Genomic DNA, 22,516 nt, shown 5'->3' with positions numbered 1-22,516 from the left:
CTATTTGTAATACATATCGACCACCACGGCGGCGTCAAACGCGCCGGGGATCGGCAGGGTGCGCCATTTCAGGTCGGCACGGAATTCATCGTGGCTCTGGCCCAGCCCCATCAGTTCCTGCAACGTGAACCAGTTGTTGAAAGGCAGCTGTTGCTGGCTCTCAGCGCGGGATAATGCGATGCCCACCGAGCTGTTGTTGTCCGGTACCAGCAAGCCATTGACCACCGCGCCACCGCCCGGCGTGGTCGCAAAGCGCGCACTGACGGTGTAGGGCGTGTCGCAACCCTTGCGCAGGTTCAGGCTGAAGTTCGCGGTGCTGGCGACTTCACCGATCGCCGCTTTGCGCGAAGGCGTCGGGAAGTTGACCACGCTGGGGGTGATGGTCAGCTCCGGCGTACAGGGCACGAAGCGGATGCCGTTCATGCCCGTCACCACGTAGTTGAAATTGCTGTTGGGCCGCGAGTTGAGGCCGCGCACACCGTCCAGCTGGAACACGCGATAGGAGGTGAGCGTACTGGCCTGGCCACTGGGTGGCGTAGGGTCGTATTTCTCGATGAAGACACTGAAATTGAGGGTAAAGCGCGCCTTGTCCCAGCCCACGCAGTTGGCGGTGCAGCCCCGGTCGGAAAAGAACCCGGTGCCGACCTTGCCGGTGCTCTGGGTGATCGGCTGGTTGTTGTAGCGGATGCCCACGCGGATACCGGTGCCGATACTCACGTTGGCCGGGTTGACGTAGAAATACACCTCTTCACGGCCATGGTTGTAGTCGTCCTTGCAGATCACATTTGTCGTGCGCGGGCCGGACTCCCAGATGATGGTGCCGTTGGGCGCATCGGCGGCCACCGCCAGCGCGGTCCCCAGCGCTTCCTGGGTGATGATCGAGCCGCTGCCGTCTTCGCGACAGGCCAGCGCGTGACTGGTGGCGGGTAGGGCCGCGCAGGCCCAGAGCAACATCGGCAGAAGTCGTCGGGTGAGTGACATAGGTGCAAATACCTCGCGGTCTATCACTTGAGTACCGCGCTGTGGCGGGCCTGCAAGCCGATATCGGTGATTTCGGTGAAGTGGAGGGGGGTGCCTTTGATGATCGCGCCCGGTGCGTCCAGGGTTTTGCGCTCGTTGGGCTTGAGCAGCAGGTAATCACTGAGTGCCCAGGTGTCGGCGTGCAGGTTGACCAACGACACGTGAAACGCACTGGGATTGCTGACCGTGACACGGCGCCCGTCGGTGCTCCAGACCAACTGCTGCACCGCTTGCGCCGAACCGCCGACCAGTGTCTGCGGGCGATAGAACAGCTTGAGGCGTTGGCGGATCGCGAACTGCACGCTGTTGGGGCTCTCGGGCTTGAGCGGGATTTCCAGGATGTTGAGCCAGAACAGCGATTCACGATTTGTCGGCAACCCCTCGCCGGCGTACAGGATGCGCAGTTGGTGATGCTCGCCGGGCCCTAGCCTAACCAGGGGTTCGGTGGCGACAAAAGGGACGTCGCCATTGGGCGGCGTGTCTTCGCCACTGATCCAGGTTTGCACCACCACTTCGCGGGCAGCCTGGTTGACCACACCGATGGTGGCGCCCCTGTCCTGGCCCAGGTAGATCAAGCGCGTGCCTTCGATTTTCAGTACCGCCCGGGCCGGCGGTGCGAGGGTCAGCAGTGCGCCGGTCAGCAGCAGTAGGCGCAGTAGAAACATGAACACAGAGAAATTCCATGGCGGCGTTCGAGACGCGGGCCATGGTAGGGAGGCGTGGAGGGAAAGGCTTTGAGGCGATTCTTAAAAGAGCCGGCATGCCCAGGGTAACCGTTTCAGATTCGCCTTAAAGTCAGGCCTCGTTGCGGACGGTTACCGTGATCACCGTTGAATGATCGACGCTGATGCCCAACTGTCAGGTTTACCCTATGCCCAATAAAGCGTTACGCCTGCTGATTGCCGATGCGGACCTACTGCAGCGAATCAAGATCGAGAAAATGCTCAATCAGCTGGGCTATTACCGCATCGCCCCGCTGAGTTCCTTCGATGAGCTGCAAGCCTTGACGCGCTCGGAAGGCGTGGCATTCGACCTGTTGATCATCGACACTGCGCTGGTGCGCTCGCGACAGGTGAACCTGCTGAAGTACTGCCACGACAACCGACTGATTCGCCATACGCTGATCTATGACGGCCAATGCGCGCAGAGTTCGCTGGTCTCCGTGTCCGTGAGCCAGACCCTGCATTTGGCGCTGTCACAGTCACCGGACTTCAACTCGTTGCGCCGCTGCATGGAAATCGTCGACCCGGCGCACGCCGTGCCATCGGTGGAGCGGCCGACGTTGCGAGCCGTGGACACGGACGGCGCAACGCCGCGTACGAGCAAGCTGTCGATTGCCACGCGAACCACCTACCTGGGAGACCCGGCGGTGGTTGCGTGTGCCATCGGCTTGTCACCCAAGCGGTGAGGCGTCAGCCACGCCAGTGGGGCACGGCGTCTTCGTCTATGGTCCAATGGGGCTGGCCGGGCCTCAAGGACACGCCGCCGACCCAACGCTCATGGCTGGCATGGTCGAGCCAATACGCGTCACCGCTCAGCACCTGATGCGCCAGGGGCGTCAGCCTCAACTCGCGCTGCGGCCAGTCCTTGTGCGTATCGGACTCTGTGAACAAGGGGGCGTCACCGTCAATCAACGGCCGCAACAGCGCATGAAACATCATGTCCCCCAGAAACGGCAGTGGCTCGCGCTTGGCCATCAATTCGGCAAATACCCGACCAAAGGGTGTTGGCCCGACGTCGGCCAGGTACGTCAGGGCCAGGCGTTCGGTCAGGGATAAGCCGTCGCGCGAACCTGGTAGTTCCTGTAACTGGCGTAACAGCGCCGGGGCCAACAAGGGCAGGGCGGGATGCTTGTGGTGGGCCATTTCCGACCAATTGACGGGCGAGCTGTCGCAATAGGCCGCCCACGCCTGCTTGGCCAGTTGCACGGCGTCATCATCGATCAAGCGCCGTTGCGGCCACAGCCACGCCAACACATCCGGCGCCAGTTGGCCGATGCCGATAAAGCGTTGCACGCCGGGAATTCGATCCACCTCGATCAGTTCCAGCTTGCGCGGCGCCTGCTCAAGGCTGGCGAGCGCGCGGATCAGGAACAGTTGGTCATAGGCATCCGCTTCGCACCACAGCACACTGTGTTCGGCGCTGGCCAAGGCTTCGAGGTGGTCGTATTCGGCGTCGACACGGCGTGCGGCGTCTGCTTCATCGATGGCAAAGGCCTGGCTGATAAAAGCGCTGCGCATCGCACGGAAGGCTTGGCCGGGCAAATCGCGGACCGGGCCCATGCACAGTGGGTCGGTGAGCATCCGAAACTGCCCTTTGAAACCCGCCAGTTGGAGGCTGTGGGCGATGTCATTGCCGCAGCGCCAATGGGTGGTACGGGCTTCGTCGCTGGCGGCAAAGTCGGGGTGGCGAGCGGCGAAGTCGATGGCGTCGACATGTGCCTTGAGCTTGGGCCAACTGCTGAAACCCAGCTGTTTGGCGATTTCCCATTGGGCCTGGGACAAGGTCGCGTTCGGGTCTTCGGCTTTGAGGCGTGGCAGCAGTTCCTTGGCGCGCTTGCGCTGTTGCTCAAGGTTGAGGCGGCCATCGGTATTGAAGTGGCGGGACATACGATCTCCTTGCACAAACCTTTTCCGCTTCAAGGTGGGGAGTCGTAGAAAAAGAGGATGTTGCAGTGTCTTGGGCGCAGCCCTTTCCGCGGAAGGTGGCGTAGAGAGCGCCAGGCGGGAAATATAGGCAGTGCTGCGCTCGATTGCAAATCAGTGTTGTGTGTCTGGCTTGTGATCAATCCAGTGGGTTTTGATCCCCTTCGCCCATGCCACCGTGTAGAAACAGCTCAGCAGCACGATCCCCCACTGCTCGGCATTGATTGATGACCAGAACCAGAACGGCTGGCCCGCCATGCCGAACAGGCAGGCGTAGCGGCGCACTTTCAAGCGTTTGCTCTGGCTGAACCAGATGGCGACGACGCCGAGGGCGGCGATCATGATTTGGGCAACCACGGGCGACTCCTGGAAGGGGAAAAAGCAGCCTTATTGCGCAAGGCTGCCAAGGCATTACTTATCCTTGCGCGCATCCAGTGTCTTCTGATGCTCTGCCAGAAACGGCTGCTCCGCCGGATCAAAGCGGTCGATCCCGGCGGTAAAGCGATGCCAGTAGGGGTACAACGGCTGGCGACGCGTCACGGCTTCGATGCGTGAGGACTGTTCCTGGGTGAGCTTCAATTCAGTGGCAGCCAAGTTGTCGCGCAAGTGCTCTTCGGTGCGGGCGCCGACGATCAGCGAAGTGATCCCCGGTCGATCCTTGAGCCATGCCAGACACGTGCGGGCGACCGAGACGCCGTGCTCATCACCGACGGCGGCAAGGGTTTCGATGATGTCGAGTGCACGCTCTTGGTCATGCACGTAGGGTTCTGGCCAACCGCTACCCTGACGGGTGTTGGCGGGCGGCTTGTGGCCACGACGGGTGGACCCGGTCAACAGTCCTTCGCCCATTGGGCCCCACACCAGTGTGCCCACCGACTGGTCCAGTGCCAGCGGCAGCAGTTCGTACTCGGCTTCGCGGGATTCTGGTGTGTAGTAGATCTGCTGGGTGATGGGTTTGAGCATGCCGTGCAGTTCGGCCTTGCCCAGGGTCTTCATCATTTGCCAGGCGGTGAAGTTGCTGGTGCCGAAGTAGCGGATTTTCCCCGAACCCACCAACAGCCGCAGCGCTTCAAGGGTTTCCTCGATGGGGGTCATGCCGTCCCAGTTGTGCAGTTGGTAGAGGTCGATATGGTCGGTGCCCAAGCGTTTCAAACTGGCTTCGCACGCGCGAATCAGATGGTAGCGTGAAGAACCTGAGTTGTTGGGGTTGTCGTCCACCGGACTGCGGCCCTTGGTGGCCAACAGAATATCGTTGCGTTTGTCACCCAAGGCTTTTCCGACCACTTCTTCGGCCAGGCCGTGGGAGTAGAGGTCGGCGGTGTCGACCATGTTCACCCCCGCGTCGAACGCGATATCGAACATGCGTTTGGCCAGGGGCACATCCACCGATCCGCATTTCTCAAACTCGGCGCGACCGCCAAAGGGCACGGTGCCCAGGATGATTTCGGATACCAGCAGGCCGGAATGGCCCAGTTGTCGGTATTGCATGTTGCCTCCTCGGTAATGCTGAACCTAGAGTTCTGAGCCACACCGGCTGCGATAGTTTGAATTTTTTGAATGAAATCCCGGCGAGTGTGCCTCACCATTGCCTCATCCAGATTGAGAGGAACACCGCGTCCATGAGCGCACTGATCGAAACCCGCGCCCTCACGCGCATGGACGAGCGCCGCCACGTGGCCTTGCTCCAGCCCACCGATTTCACCTTGAATGCCGCCGACCGCGTGTCGATCACCGGCTCATCCGGCTCCGGCAAAAGTGTGTTCTTGCGTGCACTGGCGCTGCTGGATGCGCCCAGTTCCGGGCAGATCCTGTGGAATGGCCAGCCGATCGGCAACGCGCAGATTCCCCACTACCGCTGCCACATCAGCTACCTGTCGCAACGCCCGGCACTGCTCGATGGCACGGTGGAAGACAATCTGCGTTTCCCCTTCAGCCTCAAGACCTCGCGCAAACGCCGCTTCGACCTGGCCGCGGTGACCACGTTGCTAGGCCACGCCGGCAAGACCCCGGACTTTCTGGCCAAGCGCGCCGCCGACCTGTCGGGCGGTGAGTCCCAGGTGGTTTCGTTGATCCGCACCCTGCAACTCAACCCCGAAGTACTGTTGCTCGACGAGCCCACCGCTGCCCTCGACCCCACCTCATCCCGCGAAGTGGAAGCGCTGATCGACGCCTGGTTTGCGGCTGATCGCGCCCGCGCCTGTATCTGGGTCTCTCACGACTTGGACCAGGCCCGGCGCATGAGCAACATCCATTTGCAGATGAGTGCCGGTGTATTGAGTGGAGTGGCCCAGCCATGAACTATCAGAACCTGACCGCACTAGACATGGGCATCGCCGCCTCGCTGATCCTGGTCAACGGCGCGCTCTCCCTGCTGCTGCGCCTGGGCCTGGAGCGCCAATTATTGTGGGCGGCGGTGCGCACGGTGGTGCAACTGCTGGCCATCGGTTACCTGTTGGGTTGGGTGTTCGAGTTCGCTTACTGGTACGTGGTGCTGCCGTTGATGTGCGCCATGACCCTGATCGCCGGCATCTCGGCGGCGGGGCGCGGGCGGCGGACGTACCGGGGGCAACGCGTGGACAGCATCCTGTCGGTGTGGGGCAGTTCCTGGCTGGTGACGGCGGTGGGTTTGTTTGCGGTGATCCGCATCCACCCGTGGTACGAGCCGCAGTATGCGATTCCCATCCTCGGCATGATCCTGGGCAATACCCTGACTGGCGTGTCCCTGGGGATCGAACGCATGACCCAGGAATTGACGTCGGGGCGCAACACCATCGAAATGATCCTCGCCCTCGGCGGCTCGCGCTGGGAAGCCGCGCAGGAAGCCATCCGCCAGGCTGTGCGCGCCGGGATGATCCCGACGCTGAACCAGATGACCGTGGTGGGCATCGTCAGCCTGCCCGGCATGATGACCGGGCAGGTGCTGGCGGGGGAGAGCCCGGTGGACGCGGTGCGGTATCAGATCGTGATCATGTTTCTGATTGCCGCGTCTTCGGCGTTGGGCACGGTGGGGGCGGTGCTGCTCACCTATCGGCGGCTGTTTTCGGTGAGTCATCGGTTTTTGCGCGAGCGATTGCAGGAGCGTTGAAGGTTCGTAAAAGTTGTATTTATCGCCATGGGGTCGCTGATTTATCAATACAGGCTCATTCAGCCAAGACCCATGAAGGTGAACAATGAAGGTTGTCAGTGTTTCAGCGCTGCTGTTTCTTACCATGCTGTTCAACGTCAACGCCCAGGCGGTGGGCAGCCACGACGCGCAATGCCAGGCGCAATGGTACCGGTCATCGGCCAGTGCGCACTGCACCGGCAGTGATTGGACCACTCAAGCGCCTCCGGGAACGTGCAACTTCCACCAAATGTGTATAGGGACCGGCGACGTCATAAAAGATGCGCCTCACACGGCCTCAAAAGACCGTGTGACAAAGGACCGAAACCACAATGACATCAGCGTTTCCCTGGACGATGCAGGCAAACTGTCGAACTGCAACGGCGTGTTGAAAGTGGGGGCCTGCTGAGGCCTATTGTTTCATTGAGTGAAATGCTGGATTGTAATTCCTGGTGATTCCTTCGATCAGGACCGCAGTGGAACATGCCTGGCGTCGATACCCAATCTTTTGGAGCCTTTCATGTCCCAGCCTGCGATCAAACTCTACGGTTTCCCCTTGTCCGGCCACTCCCACCGGGTCGAGCTGATGCTGTCCCTGCTCGGCCTGCCCACGGACTATGTGCTGGTGGACCTCAAGCAAGCCGCCCACAAAACGCCCGAATTCATTGCGGCCATCAACCCGTTCGGCCAGGTGCCCGCCATCGATGACAACGGTGTCGTGCTGGCGGACTCCAACGCGATCCTGATTTACCTGGCAAATACTTACGGTAAAGGCCAATGGCTGCCGAGCGACCCGGTGGGCCAGGCCCGTGTGCAGCGCTGGCTGTCGACCGCTGCCGGCCAGCTGCATGCGGGGCCTGCCTCTGCACGACTGGCCACGGTGTTTGGTGCCGAAGTCGACACCGTCAACGCCATTACCCGTTCCCATGCGTTGCTGAAACTGGTGGAAGCGCAACTGAGCCAGAGCCGTTTCCTGGCCGGCGAGCAACCGAGCATCGCCGATGTGGCTTTCTACACCTATACGGCTCACGCGCCGGAAGGCAATGTTTCGCTGGCCGACTACCTTCATGTGCGCGCCTGGCTCGCCAGTATCGAGGCGTTGCCGGGCTTCGTGGGCATGCCGCGCACGGCGGTGGGGTTGCAGTCGCAATAACTTTCTAGAGGCGCGCCGATGGACCGATTTCATGAAATGCAGGTGTTCCTGGCGGTGGCCGAGGAGGAGGGCTTCGCCGCTGCCGCGCGCCGCCTGAAAACCTCGCCACCCAGCGTGACACGTGCCATCGCCGCCATGGAGGAGCGCATCGGCACCCAATTGCTTGCGCGCACCACCCGCAGCTTGCACCTCACCGAAGCCGGCCAGCGTTACCTCGAAGATTGCCGGCGCATCCTGGCGGAACTCGATGAAGCCGAGGAAGCCGCGGCGGGCAGTTATTCCATCCCCTGCGGCCATTTGACGGTGACCGCGCCGGTGCTGTTTGGCGAGTTGTATGTGGCGCCGGTGCTGGGGGAGTATCTGGATCGGTTCCCCTTGGTAAATATCAACGCCTTGCTGGTCGATCGAGTGGTCAACATGACCGACGAAGGGGTGGACGTGGCGGTGCGTATCGGTCACTTGCATGAACCGGGGCAGCAGGCGATCAAGGTCGGCGAAGTGCGCCGGGTGGTCTGCGCATCGCCGGCCTACCTCGAACAGTACGGGCGGCCTACGCATCCGGCGCAGTTGCGTGAGGCCAAGATCGCCACGTCGTCGTCCAGTTCATTGGTGAGCGGCTGGGAGTTTGTGGACGGCGGCCAACCCTTGACTGTGACCATCGAGCCACGTCTGGTGGTCACGGCGAACAATGCGGCCATCAACCTGGCGCGCCTGGGCTGGGGCATGACGCGGGTGTTGTCCTATCAGGTCGCAGCCGCGGTGGCGGCGGGAGAGTTGGAAATTATCCTCGAAGCCTATGAGTCGGCGCCGCTGCCGATCCAGGTGGTGTTCCACAAAAGCGGCCGGGTGCCGGCCAAGATCAACACCTTTGTCGATTTCCTCACCCATCGCCTGGGCCAGGACGCCGCCCTGAACCCGGCAATGAAACGGCGCAGCTGATGGAGCGTTATCGCGATATGCAGTTGTTCGCCGCGCTGGCTGGGCAGCCGAGCCTGGCTTCTGCGGCGCGTGACGCTCAGGTCTCGGGCCCGACCCTGGTACGCGCGGTTGCCCGCCTGGAAGCGCGTTTGCGCGTGCCGTTGCTGGCGCGCAGTACGCGCGGCGTGAGCCTCACCGACGCCGGCAACGCCTACCTGGCGGACTGCGTGCGCCTGCTGGCTGCGGTGGACGCCGCCGAAGCCTCGGCCAAGGGGCTGCACGTGCAGGCCCAGGGCAACCTGCGGGTGTTTTTGCCCTTCCTGTTCAGTCGTTATGTGATGGCGCCGGTCCTGGCTGACTACTTGGACCGCTATCCCGAGGTGAACCTGGTCGTCAGCTACCACGACTATTATCCGAACCTGCATGAAGAAGGACTCGACGTTGCCATCCTCGTCGGTGAACTGCCCGATTCGTCATTGATTGCCCGACCGCTGGGCCAGGTGCGGCATATCCTCTGCGCCAGCCCCGACTATCTCGCAGCTCACGGCGAGCCCCAACGCCCGGACGACCTCAAGCAGCACCGGCTGATCGCCAGCGCCCATCAGGTGCACTGGGATTTCCAGGGCTACCCACTCAAGGCCCGCGCCCGACTCGGCTGCGCCACAGTACAGGGCGCGATCAATGCGGCGGTGCAGGGTGCAGGGTTGATCCGTTGCCTGAGTTATCCGGTGCACGAACACTTGCAAAGTGGGCAACTGCGGCGCGTCTTGCCGGATTTTGAGCTGCCGCCACTGCCTGTGCAGGTGGTGTACCGCGAAGGCCGCAATGCGCCAATGCGCGTGCGCAGTTTTGTCGACCACTGCGTCATGGCGCTGCGCGAACATCCGGCATTTCAGCTGGCGTAATAGTGGATTGCCTGGCGTGGTGATTCTCACGCCGGCTGGCAGGGCGCAGCATCGACACATACAACCTGAGGTGCTCGCCATGAACCTGATCGAACAATCTCCCTGGCATGCCGGCGAACGGCAGATACAAGAGGCGGTGGGCGTGGCCGACCGCATGGCGGTGGTCGGGCCGAAGGTGATCCGTGATCACCTGCCGGAACAGCACCGCGATTTCTACCCCTTGTTGCCTTACCTGATACTGGGTGCGGTGGACGAGCAGGGCCTCCCGTGGGCGACGATGATCGAAGGCGCCCCCGGTTTTGCCCACTCGCCGGACCCGCAGACCCTGCAGATCGACAGCCTGCCGTCCGCGACCGACCCGGCCCGCAACGCTTTGCGTGAGGGGGCAGCTGTCGGCCTGCTGGGCATCGACCTCAACACCCGGCGCCGCAATCGCATGAACGGCCGTGTCGGCGCACTCGATCACGACGGCTTTTCGGTCGACGTGGTGCACACCTTCGGCAATTGCCCCAAGTACATCCAACTGCGCCCGGTCGATGGCATCGCCCGTAAACCCGGCACGATGGTCGAACGCTTCAACGACCTGGACGCAGCCGCCCAAACCCTGATCCGCAACGCCGACACGCTGTTTGTCGCCAGCTACGTTGAGGTGGACGGCCAACGTTCGGTGGACGTTTCTCATCGAGGTGGCAACACGGGTTTTGTGCGGGTTGAAGGCAACGTGCTGACCATCCCAGACTTTGCCGGCAACCTGTTTTTCGCCACCTTGGGCAACCTGCAAGCCAACCCGGTGGCGGGGTTGTTGTTCATCGACTTTGAGTCGGGGGATGTGCTGCAAGTGACCGGGCGCACCACGTTGATTCTGGACGGCCCGCAAGTGGCGCTGTTCGAGGGCGCCCAGCGGTTGTGGACGGTGACGGCGGAACAGGTGGTGCGCCGCCCGGCGGCGTTGGCGTTGCGGTGGCAGTTCGCGGAGTTTTCGCCGTTCAGTCTGGCGATGGGGAGTTGGTAGGCAGGCCTGGACCATAGTAGGCATTCGGGAACAACTGGTTGGTCATCTCGATGATCTTGCTTTGTGCATCGATAAACTTGCCCATTCGAGCGCCACCCGAGGTCGAGTCATACAGCGCCTTGCCCACCTGGCGGCCATTTTCAAACACCTGGATATCGGCATAGCTCATGTACAGCGCCAGGTCCCAGCTCCATTGACCAATGTAGGTCGTCGACAGGGCGCAACTGGCCGGAGGGGTGCCGGGTCTTAGCTCACGGGTCTGGAACCCTTTGCTGCGCAACTGCGTGGTGTAGGTGGCATTGAACCCGGCACGCAAGCCTTCGGCGGGGATCATGCAGATCTCAGGCGCCTGGGCGCCGCTGAAGGCAACCGGCGTGACGGTTTGCTTGATGCTGCAGCCAGCCAGGGTTAAGGCGGCCAGCAAACAAGCGGGAGCTGTTATCAGGCGCATAGCGACGTCCATATCTTCAGTAGTGGCTTGATGATAGCAGTGAAGGTCTGATGACGAGCGCAGCATTTCAGACGCAAGGGATCATGTGTTGGGAGCTGGCTTGTCGCACCGTCCCGTTTTGTCGCGAAGCGGCCCCAGCTCTATAGTTGTGTAAGAGCAGTCCGACAAAAGAGAGACTTCGATGCCATTCGTGCCCCACGGTTAACATTCAATTGCGCCACGGCCGGTGGCTACCCGCGCGTTATAGGGCAATACTCCCTCAGGTTTCTGCCCCGAGGTTTGCACCATGAATGTACCGAGCCGCCTTGCGCTCCTGATTGCCACCGCGACTGTTCTCAGCGCCTGTGGCGAAGCGTCCAAATTACCGTTCCAAGCCGGAGTCGGGCCTGCGCCGCAACTGCCCGAACCCAGTACTTCCTTGATTCCCACGCTCAAGGTCTCCAAGGCCGTGGGCTGGCCCGATGGCGTGCAACCCACTGCGCCGCAGGGTTTCACCGTCACAGCCCTGGCCGAAAATCTCGATCACCCGCGCTGGGTCTACACCTTGCCCAACGGTGATGTGTTGGTCGCTGAAAGTAATCACCCACCCATGCCCGAAGGCGCCACCGACGGCGGCACGGGTGTGATCGCCTGGGCAAAGCGCACGGCGATGGGTGTGGTGATGGGGCGTGTCGGCGCGGATACACCGAGCGCCAATCGCATCACCTTGCTGCGCGATGCCGATCACGATGGGCATGCCGAAGTGCGGACCGAGTTCCTGAGCGGCTTGATGTCGCCGTTCGGCATGGCGCTGGTGGGCAATGATTTGTATATCGCCAATGCCGACGCGGTGGTCAAGGTGCCTTACACCCCAGGCCAGACCCACATCAATGCTACTCCGGTCAAGGTCACCGACCTGCCGGCCGGCATCAACCACCACTGGACCAAAAACCTGCTGGCCAACCCTGAAGGGACCCGGCTGTATGTGACGGTGGGGTCCAACAGCAATGTCGGCGAAAACGGCCTCGACGCAGAGGAGGGGCGTGCGGCGATCTGGGAACTGGACGTGGCCAGCGGTGAGAAGCGCCTGTTCGCCAGCGGCTTGCGCAACCCCAACGGCCTGGCGTGGAAACCGGGTTCTACCCAACTGTGGACGGTGGTCAACGAACGCGACGAAATCGGCAGCGACCTGGTGCCCGATTACCTCACCTCGGTGCAGGACGGCGCGTTCTACGGCTGGCCATGGAGCTACTACGGCAGCCATGTCGATGTGCGCGTCCAACCGCCACGCCCGGACAAGGTGGCCCAGGCTATCGCGCCGGACTACGCCCTGGGTACTCACGTCGCACCGCTGGGCCTGACCTTTTCCGATGCGCGCGGCATGCCGGCCGCCTTTGCCGATGGGGTGTTTGTCGGTGAACACGGCTCTTGGAACCGCAACCCGCAAGCGGGCTACAAGGTGGTGTTTATCCCGTTCAAGGACGGCAAACCGTCGGGTACCCCGGTCGACTTCCTCACCGGTTTTCTCAATGCAGAAGGCGAAGCGCAAGGTCGGCCGGTGGGTGTGACCTTGGACGAGCAGGGCGCGCTGCTGGTGGCGGATGATGTGGGGAACAAAGTGTGGCGGGTGACACAGAGCAAACCCTGACCTCGATATGTTGCGGGATGTTGAACCGCCAGATTGAATGATGCCGTTGGGTTAGCCTTGTTTTCCTACCGACAACAAGGAAGCGTCATGCAACGACAGGTCATCAATCCCACGACGGTATTCAACTCCCTGCAATACGGCTTCAGCCAGGCCCTTGAGGTGCCACAGGGTCGGCGCATCATGCTGTCCGGCCAGGTGGGGGTGGATGCGGACGAGCGCACGGTCGGCCCAGGCATGGCCGAGCAGACTGCCACTGCGCTGGACAATATCCACAAGGTGCTGGCCGAAGTCGGTGGGGATCTGTCCCATGTGATCATGCTGCGGCTGTACATCGCCGAGTCCGCCCGCGACCAGCAGGAACCCATCGCGCAGGCGCTGCGCCAGCGCTTCCCGCACAACCCGCCGCCGTCTTCGTGGATTATCGTCAGCGGGTTGTCATTGCCGGAGTGGTTGATCGAGATCGAGGCGGAGGCGGTGATTCCTCAGGGTTAAACGCGACAACCCCGCCCGCGTCCGCAAGGGCTTCTCCCCACGCGCCGCCCAGCGCGGTGTACAACTTCACCTCGGCCACCAACTGCGCCAGGCGGTCGATGATCAACGCCTGCTGCGAGCTGAACAGCGCACGTTGCGCATCCAGGAAGGTGAGGTTGCTGTCCACGCCGCTGCGGTAGCGGTGTTCGGCCAGGTTGTAATACTGCTGGTTGGCGGCGACGAAATCTCTTTGCGCCTCCAGTTGGTCGGTATAGGTCTGCCGCGCCGCGAGACCATCGGCGACTTCCTGGAAGGCGGTCTGGATGGATTTTTCGTACTGCGCCACCGTGATCTCCTTTTGCAGCTTGGCGTAGTCGAGGCTGGCGCGCAGGCTGCCGGCGTTGAAGATCGGCAGGTTGATCTGCGGCTGGAACGTCCAACTGCCGGAGCCGCCCTTGAACAGCCCCGACAGTTCCGTACTGGCGCTGCCGGCGTTGGCAGTGAGGCTCACGGAAGGGAAAAACGCCGCGCGTGCGGCGCCGATATTGGCATTGGCGGCGCGCAGTTGGTATTCGGCCTGGAGGATATCCGGGCGGCGTTGCAGCAGGTCCGAAGGCAGGCCGGCCGGCACCCGCGCAACCCAGTCATCCGCCAGTGGGCGCGACGGCAAGTGTTCATCCACCGGGCCACCCACCAATAGGGCCAGGCTGTTGAGGTCCTGGGCGACCTGGCGCTCATAACGCGCCACGCTGGCGCGGGTGCTTTCGACGCTGGTACTGGCTTGCACCACGTCCAGTGCCGAGGCCTTGCCGGCGGTTTTGCTGCCGCGGGTGAGGCGCAGGCTGTGTTCGTTGGCCACCAGGGTTTGGCGGGCCAGGGCCAGCAGTTCCTGGTCGGCGCGCCAGGTCAGGTAGGCATTGGCGACGTTGGCCACCAGGCTCAACTGCGCGCTGCGCCGGGCCTCTTCGGTGCCGAGGTAGGTGAGCATCGCCTGTTCGCTGAGGCTGCGGATGCGGCCGAATAAATCCAGTTCATAGGCACTGATGCCCAGGGTCGCGGAATAGCTCGACGTAATGGCCGGCTTGCCGGTGCCGGTCACATCCCCCGGCAAACGCCGGCGTTGGCCGGCCCCGGTGGCAGAGACGGCCGGGAACAGATCCGCCCGCTGGATGCGGTACTGCGCCTGGAACGCCTCGACGTTCAGCGCCGCCACCCGCAGGTCGCGGTTGTTGACCAACGCCTCGCCAATCAACTGTTGCAACGCCGGGTCATGAAACAACTGCTGCCAGTCCGACGTGCCGGATTGCGCCAGCGCGTACACCCCTTGCTGGGGATACTGCGCCGGCACGGGCGCCTCCGGCCGGTGATAATCGGGGATCAGCGAGCAGCCGCCGAGCAGCCCTGCCAGTGCGAATGCGCTCAATTTATTCATCAGGCGCCAACCATCCATTTGGCCAGGCCATGTCGGCCACTCACGCCCAACTTCGCGGCGGCGCGCTTGAGGTAGGTTTCGATGGAGCTGTTCTTCACGCTGAGTTTTTCCGCCATCTGCGGCACGGTGCCACCGGTCAGCAGGCCCAGGCACACCTCTTGTTCGCGGGCCGACAGGGTGATTTCACCGAGGGACAGGCGCTTGTAGAACTCACGCTGCAATTGGGATTGCTCCAGCAAAGTGTGGGCCGGTTCGGCCTCGGGGTGGGGCGCCTGGCGCAGGCTCTGGGCATGACACTCGATCAATGGCAGCAGGGTGTCCGACAGGCACTTGAGAAACGACAACTCGGCCAGGGAAAACCCACGATGGTTGGGCGGGCGATAAAACGAAATCACACAGCGCCGGTTGCCCTGGCGCGACACCAGGTTGCACTGGTGCGAGGTGCCGCGCGGAAACGCGCTCTTGGCCTTGGCCTTTAGCTGGATCAGCAGCGGGTCCTGCATGCCGAGCATTTCCCGCAGCAACGGGTGGTCGTCCATCGAGTTCAGGGCCAGGGGCGGCAGGTCCTGGGTCTGGCCGGCGCTGCCGAGCAGCTTGATATCGAGCACACGGTCGCGCAGCTCGTCGAGGGTCCATTCGCTGAGGTCCACCAGGTGGATCGGCACCCACTTGTCCACCAGGTGCAGCATGTGTGCGGCGAAATCCGCGTGGCCACTGTTGGCAATCAACTCGCCCATTTCGGCATAGAAATTCGGGCTCTGCGCGTTGGCAATACTGCTGGTCAAACTCATAGCCATCTCATCCTTGATGTCGAAAACCGTCAACAGACTCTCTGGGCCTCTGCGGGGGCGATCCGTTGCTCACACACCAGAGTCGGTAGTCGAGATTGTATTTAGCCAGGGGATTCGTCCTACGTATGTAGCGGAAACGAGGGACACAACCTGCCATAAAAACCACGTCATTAATTCGACGTTTCTGAGAGGCAATTCCGGCCGAAAAAAACCATCAGAGGTTTTTAGAGTTAATTAACTATTTGATAAATAACAAAAATAATTCATTTTTAAAAAAATAGATGAGAGCTGGCAGCGGTCAGGGATAGCCAATTTCCTACACAGCTTTAATCGTTTCAGCAATGAACCCTCAGCCAAGCCTGTTCCATCCATTTGGATGTCCGGGTTTAGGGTGTCAGACAGCCCCGATCCCTCATGCTCCAATCCGGCCTATTCGTCGTAATGGGCCTCCCTGCGCGGCCAGTGCCTGAACCCCATGAGAAGGATCTTATGAAGCATTCCTCCAGCTTCCCCCTTACCGCCGCCCAACAGGACATCTGGCTCGATCAACTGCGCGTAGGCGATTCGCCGCTGTACAACATCGGCGGCTATGTGGATTTTGCCGGTTCCATTGCGCAAGACCTGATGCAGCGCGCCATCGAGTTGCTGGTGCTCAAGCACGATGCGTTGCGCACGCAACTGCACACCGACGCCAACGGTTTGCCTCGGCAGACCTTCGCCGCTACGTTGCCCGTCGACCTGGCCCTGCATGACGTTGCCGGCGAGGCTGATCCACAGGCCGCCAGCCAGGCGTTGATGCAGGCGCAAATGGCCCTGCCATTCACCCTGCAGGGCGCGCCGCTGTTTCGCTTCTTCCTGGTCAAGCTCGACGACGATCACTACCGCCTTGGCACCCAGGCCCATCACCTGATCCTCGATGGCTGGGGGTTTGGCCAGATGCTGCAATCCCTGGCCCGGCTGTACACCGACCTGCAACAAGGCCGGCAGCCGGAGCCGTTGGCGCCGTCGTATCTCGACTTCATCGACGCGGATGAGCGCTACCACGCCTCGGCCCGCTATGCCCGCGACCGTGGGTATTGGCTGGGCAAATACCGCGTGCTGCCGGAGCCCTTACTGACGCCCCGGCATACCGCCAAGGCGTCCAGCAATACCCTGGCCCAAGCGTTTCCGGTGGCGCTGCTCAACCGCATGGAACAAGTGGCCAACCGTTACCAGGCCTCGGCATTTCATGTACTGCTGGCGGCGATGTATGTGTATTTCACCCGCACCGCCCAGCGTCCGGAGTGGGTGGTGGGGCTGCCGATTCTCAACCGTTCCAATGCGCGTTTTCGATCCACCGTCGGGCTATTCACCCAGGTCAGCGCGGTCCGTTTGCAGTTCGATGAGCAGTTGCCGTTCAGCGCCGTGGTGCGTGGGGTTCGTGACCAGCTCAAGCAGGACTTCCGCCACCAGCGTTTCCCCCTGAGCGAGATGAACCGTGAGCTGGGCTTGCGCCGCACCGATCGCGGTCAGTTGTTCGACCTGTCGGTGTCCTTCGAGCAGGACGACCACGAACTGCGCTACGGCACCACCGAGGCCCGCGCGGTCAAGGTGTCCAACCACCATGAGCCGTTGCCGCTGGCGATCCACCTGCGCAGCAACCGTTACCAGGACACCGCGTGCCTGCATTGCGTCTACAACGAAGCGTACTTCCAGCACTACGACGTACTCGCCCTGGCGCAGCGCTTCACCTGGCTGCTGGAGCAAGGCTTGGAAGACGTCGCGCTGAAGATCAGTGACTTTTCCCTGGTGACGCCCGCCGAACAGGCGCAGCTGCAACAGTGGAACGCCACCGCCCAGCCCAACGCACCGCTGCAAACCCTGCACGGCCGCATCGAAGCCCAGGCCGCCCGTACGCCGGACGCCGTGGCGGCAGTGCACCAAGGTCGGCAACTGAGTTACGCCCAACTCAACCAGCAGGCCAATGCCCTGGCCCATCAACTGCTGGAGCGTGGTGTACAGCCGGACGATCGCGTGGTGATCCTGGCGCGGCGCGGGTTGGAGACGCTGGTGGGGTTGCTGGCGATCCTGAAATCCGGCGCCTGCTACGTGCCGGTCGACCCGGCCCATCCGGCCGAGCGCCTGAACTATTTGCTGCAAGACAGCGACCCGGTGGTGGTGCTCACCCAGCACGATCTGCTGTCGCGTTTGCCTGCGCTGGAGGTGCCGGTGATCCAGCTGGATCGCCCGACCTTCCACCTGGGCACCAACCCCCGCGTAGCGGTCAGCCCTTCCAATCTTGCCTATGTGATCTACACCTCCGGCTCCACCGGCCTGCCCAAGGGCGTGATGGTCGAGCATCACACCGTCGCGAACCTGGTGGACTGGCATTGCCAGGCCTTCGACCTGCAAGCCGGCAGCCACACCGCCAGCGTCGCCGGTTTCGGGTTTGACGCGATGGCCTGGGAAATCTGGCCTGCGTTGTGTGTGGGCGCCACCGTGCACCTGCCGCCGGCGCATGACGGTGCCGAAGATATCGACGCGCTGCTCCGTTGGTGGCAGGCGCAGCCGCTGCAGGTGTGTTTCCTGCCAACGCCCGTGGCCGAGTACGCCTTCAGCCAAAGCCTGCAACACCCGACCCTGCGCACCCTGCTGATCGGCGGCGACCGGCTGCGGTCCTTTACCCAGGCGCAGTCCTTTGCGGTGATCAACAACTACGGCCCCACCGAAGCCACGGTGGTCGCCACCTCCGGCTGCATGGAAGTGGGCCAGCTCTTGCACATCGGCGCGCCCATCGCCAATGCGACGGTGTATTTGCTGGATGAACAGCAACGCCCGGTGCCCATCGGCGTAGCAGGGGAGTTGTACGTCGGCGGCAAAGGCGTCGCACGGGGCTACCTCAATCGCCCCGAGCTGAGCGCCGAACGTTTCCTCGACGACCCATTTATCGAAGGCCGCATGTACCGCACCGGCGACCTCGCGCGCTGGTTGCCGGAGGGCAGCCTGGAATACCTGGGGCGCAATGACGACCAGGTGAAAATCCGTGGCATGCGCATCGAACTGGGCGAAATCGAATCCGCACTTGCCACCCATCCGCATGTGCAAGACGCGGTAGTGCAGTCACGCGATGGGCAATTGCTCGCCTGGTTTGTCCCCCGCGAAGCGCTGCAGATCGAAGCCTTGCGTACCCACCTGCAGGCCTCGCTGCCCGACTACATGCTGCCCGTCGCCTACACGCAACTGGACGCGCTGCCCCTGACGGCCAACGGCAAGCTCGACCGCAAGGCATTGCCCGCGCCGACCCAGGACGCCTTTGTCACGCGCCTGTACGAAGCCCCGCACGCGGGGGTGGAATCCCTATTGGCGCAACTCTGGGTCGAGCTGTTGCAGGTGCAACAGATCGGGCGTCACGACCACTTTTTCGAACTTGGCGGGCATTCGTTGCTGGCCGTGCAATTGGTGCAACGCATGCGCCAGGTCGGGCTGCGCGCCGATGTGCAGGTGCTGTTCGGCCAGCCTACCCTGGCGGCCTTGGCGGCGGCCAGTGAGTACGGCGAGATGGACGCGCCTGAGCTGGCCGCACTGGATCCTGAGAACCTGGCGCGCATTGTCGCGAGCATTCCCGGCGGCGCGGCCAACGTGCAGGACGTCTACCCACTGGCGCCGTTGCAGGAAGGCTTGCTCTACCACCACATCACCGACGAGCGCGATCCGTACCAGCAACAAGCGTTGTTCAGTTTTGCCCGGCGTGAGCAGTTGGACGCGTTTGCCCTGGCCCTGCAACAGGTGATCAATCGCCACGACATCTTGCGCACCAGCCTGGTGTGGGATGCGCTTGAGCAGCCGATGCAAGTGGTGTGGCGCGAAGCGCTGTTACGCGTTGAACCCTTGCGCGAGGCGTGTGAACCGCTGGATCTGCGCCAGGCCCCGCTGATGGCCCTGGACTATGCCGAAGAACCGCAGCACCCGCGCTGGGTTGCACGCCTGCGCTTTCATCACCTGGTCAACGACGCTACGTCCACCACGATCCTGATGCAGGAACTCCGCGCCCATTTGCTCGGCCAGCAGGCGCAACTGCCGGTGCCGGTGCCGTATCGCACTGTGGTGACGCAAGCCCGTTCGCCGGCACGGCAGGCTGGGCATGAGGCGTTCTTTCGCGAGCAACTGGGCGATGTCGACGAGCCGACGCTGGCCTTCGGGCTACAGGAACGCCAGGCGGACCGGGCGCACACGGATGAAGCCGAACGCGTGCTGAACGACCGCCTCAATCAGCGCCTGCGTGCCCAGGCACGTGGGTTGGGCGTGAGTGCCGCGAGCCTGTTCCACTTGGCCTGGGCCCAGGTGCTCAGCCGCGTGGCGGGGCGCGATGACGTGGTATTCGGCACCGTGTTGCTCGGCCGTTTGCAAGCGGGCGAGGGCGCTGACCGGGCCCTGGGCATGTTCATCAACACGCTGCCGCTGCGGGTGCGCCTGGCCGGGAAAAACGTCGCTGATGCCCTGCGCGATACCCACGCCCAGCTCAGCGCGTTGCTCGCCCATGAGCAGGCCTCGCTGGCGTTGGCCCAGCGTTGCAGCAGTGCATCGCCACTTTTCAACAGCCTGCTCAACTACCGCCACACCGATGCCGAACGCGACCTTACGTTGGTGCCGGGCATCGCCTTGCTCAGCAGTGAAGACATCCTCAGCTACCCGCTGATGCTGACCGTGGACGACATCGCCAGCGGCTTTCGGATCAAGGCCAAGGCCCCGCGCCAGGTCGGCGCCGGGCGTTTGTTAGATTATCTGGAAACCGTGATGGTCAACCTGGCGGACACGCTGGAGCAGGCACCGCAAACGCCACTGCGTGAAGTTCAGGTTCTGCCCGCCAGCGAGTTGAACACCTTGCTGGTGGACTTCAACGCCACGCAAACCGCATACCCCGAAACCCTCACCGTGCAGGCCCTGTTCGAAGCCCACGCGCGGCACATTCCCCATGCGGTGGCGGTGCAGGCCGGCGAGTTGCACCTGACCTACCGCGAGCTCAACGAACGCGCCAATCAACTGGCCTTCCACCTGCGCGAACGCGGGGTGCAACCGGATTCCCGCGTGGCGCTGTGTGTCGAGCGCGGGTTGGACTTGGTGGTGGGCTTGCTGGCGATCCTCAAGGCCGGCGGCGCCTATGTGCCGCTGGACCCAGGCTACCCGCGCGAGCGCCTGGCCTACATGCTCCACGACAGCCAACCGGTTGCACTGCTGGTGCACGCGGCAACCCGCGACTTGCCGGGTGATGTGTCGATCCCGGTGATCGACTTCGACCACTGCGCCTGGAGCCAGGCACCCATCGGCAATCCGTTGGTGCCGGGCTTGAGCGTCGCCAACCTGGCCTACGTGATGTACACCTCGGGCTCCACCGGCACGCCCAAAGGCGTGATGATCGAGCATCGGGGCCTCGGTAACCTGATGCACTGGGGCTCGCAGTTGTGCCCCAACGCCGAGGGCGGCGCCCTGTTGCAACGGGCGCCCTTCAGCTTCGACGGCTCGGTGTGGGAGCTGTTCTGGCCGCTCACCAACGGCATGCGGTTGGTGCTCGCCCGGCCTGATGGGCATCGTGAGCCTGCCTACCTGGCGCAGGTGATTCGCGAACAGCAGATCAGCGTGATCAAGTTCGTGCCGGCCATGCTCCAGCAGTTTCTTGAACTGGAAGAGTCTGCCCTGTGCACCAGCCTGACCGACGTGCTGTGTGGCGGCGGCGAACTCACTGAAGCCCTGGCCCGTGGCGTGCAGGCGCGCTTGCCCAAGGTGCGCCTGCATAATGTCTACGGGCCTACCGAAGCCACGGTGGACAGCAGCGCCTGGACCCTGGAACCCGGCGCGCCGGTGCCTGCGCTGCAATTGCCGATTGGCCGGGCGATCAACAACACGCGTCTGTATGTGCTGGACGAACATGACAGGCCGACGCCCATGGGGGTCAGTGGCCAATTGCATATCGGCGGGGTCGGCGTGGCCCGTGGTTACCTGGGGCTGGAGCAGATGACCGCCGAACGGTTTATCGACAGCCCGTTTGTTGACGGCGACCGGCTGTATCGCACGGGTGACCTGGTGCGTTATCTACCGGACGGTAACCTTGAATTCCTGGGGCGTAATGACTTCCAGGTCAAACTGCGCGGCGTGCGCTTGGAGCTGGGGGAAATTGAATCACGGCTGATGGCGCATCAGGCGTTGCGGGAAGTGGCGGTGTTGATTCGGGATGAGCGGTTGGTCGCCTATTTCACTGTGCGTGGGCAGGCGCCGAGCCTGGAAGCCCTGCGCGCGCATGTGCTGGAGCAGTTGCCGGAGTACATGGTGCCGGCGGCGTTTGTGCAGTTGGATGAGTTACCGCTCAATCCTGCGGGCAAACTTGACCGCAAGGCGTTGCCGGAGCCGGGGTTGGAGTCGGTGGTGAGTCGGGCTTATGAAGCGCCGCTGGGGGAAGTGGAGACCTTGATGGCCGGGATTTGGGCCGAGGTGTTGAAGCTTGAGCGGGTGGGACGGCATGACCATTTCTTTGAATTGGGTGGACATTCGTTGCTGGCGGTGAACCTGGTGGCGCGGATGCGCAAGGCGGGGTTGGAGGTGGATGCGCGGACGCTGTTCAGTCATCCGACGTTGGCGCAATTGGCGGCGCAGACGGCGACGCAGGTGGAGCGGGTGGAGGTTCCTCAGGCGGCCATTCCTCAGCTGAACCGTCGCCGCAGAATCTAAGGTTGGTAATGCGGATAGTGTGGGAGCTGGCTTGCCTGCGAAGGCGGCCTGACAGCCGACCTGGATGTTGGATCGGACGGAGTACATATCCGTTATTTGGGGGATGGCGGGTATTGGTTCCGCCCTTACGGCGGGTCACTTTGGAAAAGCCGGAATGCCGGCCCAGCCCAAAGTAACCAAAGGGCTCTTGCCCCAACACTCGGCACCTCGCCTAGGCTCGGTGTGCCCGTAATCCGACAGTGATTTGGGGGGCCGCCGCCACGCGCCATCCATGGCGCGGGGCGGCTAA

Annotated in this window: 19 protein-coding genes; 11 read left to right on the top strand and 8 right to left on the bottom strand. The window is 62.8% G+C overall.

Annotated elements, in window-relative coordinates:
- Together HX812_RS27570 and HX812_RS27565 are read right to left on the bottom strand one after the other, a co-directional pair.
- Window positions 1–981, bottom strand: coding sequence for a fimbrial protein (locus tag HX812_RS27570; protein WP_038849123.1), 981 nt, complete (start codon window positions 979–981; stop codon window positions 1–3).
- A gap of 23 nt (window positions 982–1,004) precedes the next feature.
- Window positions 1,005–1,685, bottom strand: coding sequence for a molecular chaperone (locus HX812_RS27565; RefSeq protein ID WP_050572480.1), 681 nt, complete (start codon window positions 1,683–1,685; stop codon window positions 1,005–1,007).
- A 206-nt stretch (window positions 1,686–1,891) separates the two neighbouring features.
- Here HX812_RS27565 and HX812_RS27560 point away from each other — a divergent pair, with 206 nt between their 5' ends.
- Window positions 1,892–2,428, top strand: coding sequence for a hypothetical protein (locus tag HX812_RS27560; RefSeq protein WP_038849120.1), 537 nt, complete (start codon window positions 1,892–1,894; stop codon window positions 2,426–2,428).
- 4 nt (window positions 2,429–2,432) lie between these two features.
- Here the strand turns inward: HX812_RS27560 and HX812_RS27555 are convergent, their stop codons facing one another.
- The 3 genes from HX812_RS27555 to HX812_RS27545 all read right to left on the bottom strand — a co-directional run bounded on the left by HX812_RS27555 (window position 2,433) and on the right by HX812_RS27545 (window position 5,153).
- Window positions 2,433–3,629, bottom strand: a complete 1,197-nt coding sequence (locus HX812_RS27555) for a DUF1835 domain-containing protein (RefSeq protein WP_038849118.1) — start codon at window positions 3,627–3,629, stop codon at window positions 2,433–2,435.
- A 150-nt stretch (window positions 3,630–3,779) separates the two neighbouring features.
- A complete protein-coding gene (locus HX812_RS27550) occupies window positions 3,780–4,022 on the bottom strand; it encodes a hypothetical protein (protein ID WP_050572479.1) in 243 nt (80 codons plus the stop codon).
- Between the two features lie 54 nt (window positions 4,023–4,076).
- Window positions 4,077–5,153, bottom strand: a complete 1,077-nt coding sequence (locus tag HX812_RS27545; protein WP_038849115.1) for an aldo/keto reductase — start codon at window positions 5,151–5,153, stop codon at window positions 4,077–4,079.
- Window positions 5,154–5,284: 131 nt separating this feature from the next.
- On the opposite strand from HX812_RS27545, the gene HX812_RS27540 reads away from it, so the two are divergent.
- From HX812_RS27540 to HX812_RS27510, 7 genes are all read left to right on the top strand, one after another.
- Complete coding sequence (locus HX812_RS27540; protein WP_038849113.1) at window positions 5,285–5,962, top strand: ATP-binding cassette domain-containing protein; 678 nt, start codon at window positions 5,285–5,287, stop codon at window positions 5,960–5,962.
- On the top strand, window positions 5,959–6,750 hold the full coding sequence (gene fetB / locus HX812_RS27535; RefSeq protein WP_038849110.1) for an iron export ABC transporter permease subunit FetB: 792 nt from the start codon (window positions 5,959–5,961) through the stop codon (window positions 6,748–6,750). The genes HX812_RS27540 and fetB overlap by 4 nt, the downstream gene beginning before the upstream one ends.
- A gap of 85 nt (window positions 6,751–6,835) precedes the next feature.
- The gene (locus HX812_RS27530; RefSeq protein ID WP_038849107.1) at window positions 6,836–7,177 is read left to right on the top strand and encodes a hypothetical protein; all 342 of its coding nucleotides are present in this window, start codon (window positions 6,836–6,838) and stop codon (window positions 7,175–7,177) included.
- Between the two features lie 111 nt (window positions 7,178–7,288).
- Window positions 7,289–7,921, top strand: coding sequence for a glutathione S-transferase family protein (locus HX812_RS27525; RefSeq protein ID WP_038849106.1), 633 nt, complete (start codon window positions 7,289–7,291; stop codon window positions 7,919–7,921).
- Between the two features lie 18 nt (window positions 7,922–7,939).
- A complete protein-coding gene (locus tag HX812_RS27520) occupies window positions 7,940–8,860 on the top strand; it encodes a LysR family transcriptional regulator (protein ID WP_038849103.1) in 921 nt (306 codons plus the stop codon).
- Window positions 8,860–9,744 carry a LysR family transcriptional regulator gene (locus HX812_RS27515; protein WP_038849100.1) on the top strand — a complete coding sequence of 295 codons (885 nt, stop codon included), beginning with the start codon at window positions 8,860–8,862 and terminating at the stop codon, window positions 9,742–9,744. The genes HX812_RS27520 and HX812_RS27515 overlap by 1 nt, the downstream gene beginning before the upstream one ends.
- Before the next feature lie 79 nt (window positions 9,745–9,823).
- The gene (locus HX812_RS27510) at window positions 9,824–10,756 is read left to right on the top strand and encodes a pyridoxamine 5'-phosphate oxidase family protein (RefSeq protein WP_038849098.1); all 933 of its coding nucleotides are present in this window, start codon (window positions 9,824–9,826) and stop codon (window positions 10,754–10,756) included.
- Here HX812_RS27510 and HX812_RS27505 read toward each other — a convergent pair.
- A complete protein-coding gene (locus tag HX812_RS27505; RefSeq protein ID WP_038849096.1) occupies window positions 10,731–11,207 on the bottom strand; it encodes an Sbal_3080 family lipoprotein in 477 nt (158 codons plus the stop codon). The two genes, HX812_RS27510 and HX812_RS27505, sit on opposite strands and share 26 nt — an antisense overlap.
- Window positions 11,208–11,493: 286 nt before the next feature.
- On the opposite strand from HX812_RS27505, the gene HX812_RS27500 reads away from it, so the two are divergent.
- Both HX812_RS27500 and HX812_RS27495 read left to right on the top strand, forming a co-directional pair.
- On the top strand, window positions 11,494–12,834 hold the full coding sequence (locus tag HX812_RS27500) for a sorbosone dehydrogenase family protein (protein WP_038849093.1): 1,341 nt from the start codon (window positions 11,494–11,496) through the stop codon (window positions 12,832–12,834).
- 87 nt (window positions 12,835–12,921) lie between these two features.
- Window positions 12,922–13,326: a RidA family protein gene (locus HX812_RS27495; protein WP_038849090.1), complete on the top strand. Its 405-nt coding sequence runs from the start codon at window positions 12,922–12,924 to the stop codon at window positions 13,324–13,326.
- Here the strand turns inward: HX812_RS27495 and HX812_RS27490 are convergent.
- A complete protein-coding gene (locus tag HX812_RS27490; RefSeq protein WP_152514745.1) occupies window positions 13,259–14,737 on the bottom strand; it encodes an efflux transporter outer membrane subunit in 1,479 nt (492 codons plus the stop codon). The genes HX812_RS27495 and HX812_RS27490 overlap by 68 nt on opposite strands.
- Window positions 14,737–15,528: a helix-turn-helix transcriptional regulator gene (locus HX812_RS27485; protein ID WP_038849089.1), complete on the bottom strand. Its 792-nt coding sequence runs from the start codon at window positions 15,526–15,528 to the stop codon at window positions 14,737–14,739. Before HX812_RS27485 ends, HX812_RS27490 begins: the two co-directional genes overlap by 1 nt.
- Window positions 15,529–16,017: 489 nt before the next feature.
- On the opposite strand from HX812_RS27485, the gene HX812_RS27480 reads away from it, so the two are divergent.
- A complete protein-coding gene (locus HX812_RS27480) occupies window positions 16,018–22,227 on the top strand; it encodes a non-ribosomal peptide synthetase (RefSeq protein ID WP_038849086.1) in 6,210 nt (2,069 codons plus the stop codon).
- Window positions 22,228–22,516: the final 289 nt, after the last annotated feature.

It is taken from the genome of Pseudomonas sp. IPO3749 (assembly GCF_013386605.1).
In the GTDB taxonomy this organism is placed as follows: Bacteria; Pseudomonadota; Gammaproteobacteria; order Pseudomonadales; family Pseudomonadaceae; genus Aquipseudomonas; species Aquipseudomonas azotoformans_A.
This window is presented reverse-complemented; position numbering and strand designations above follow the sequence as displayed.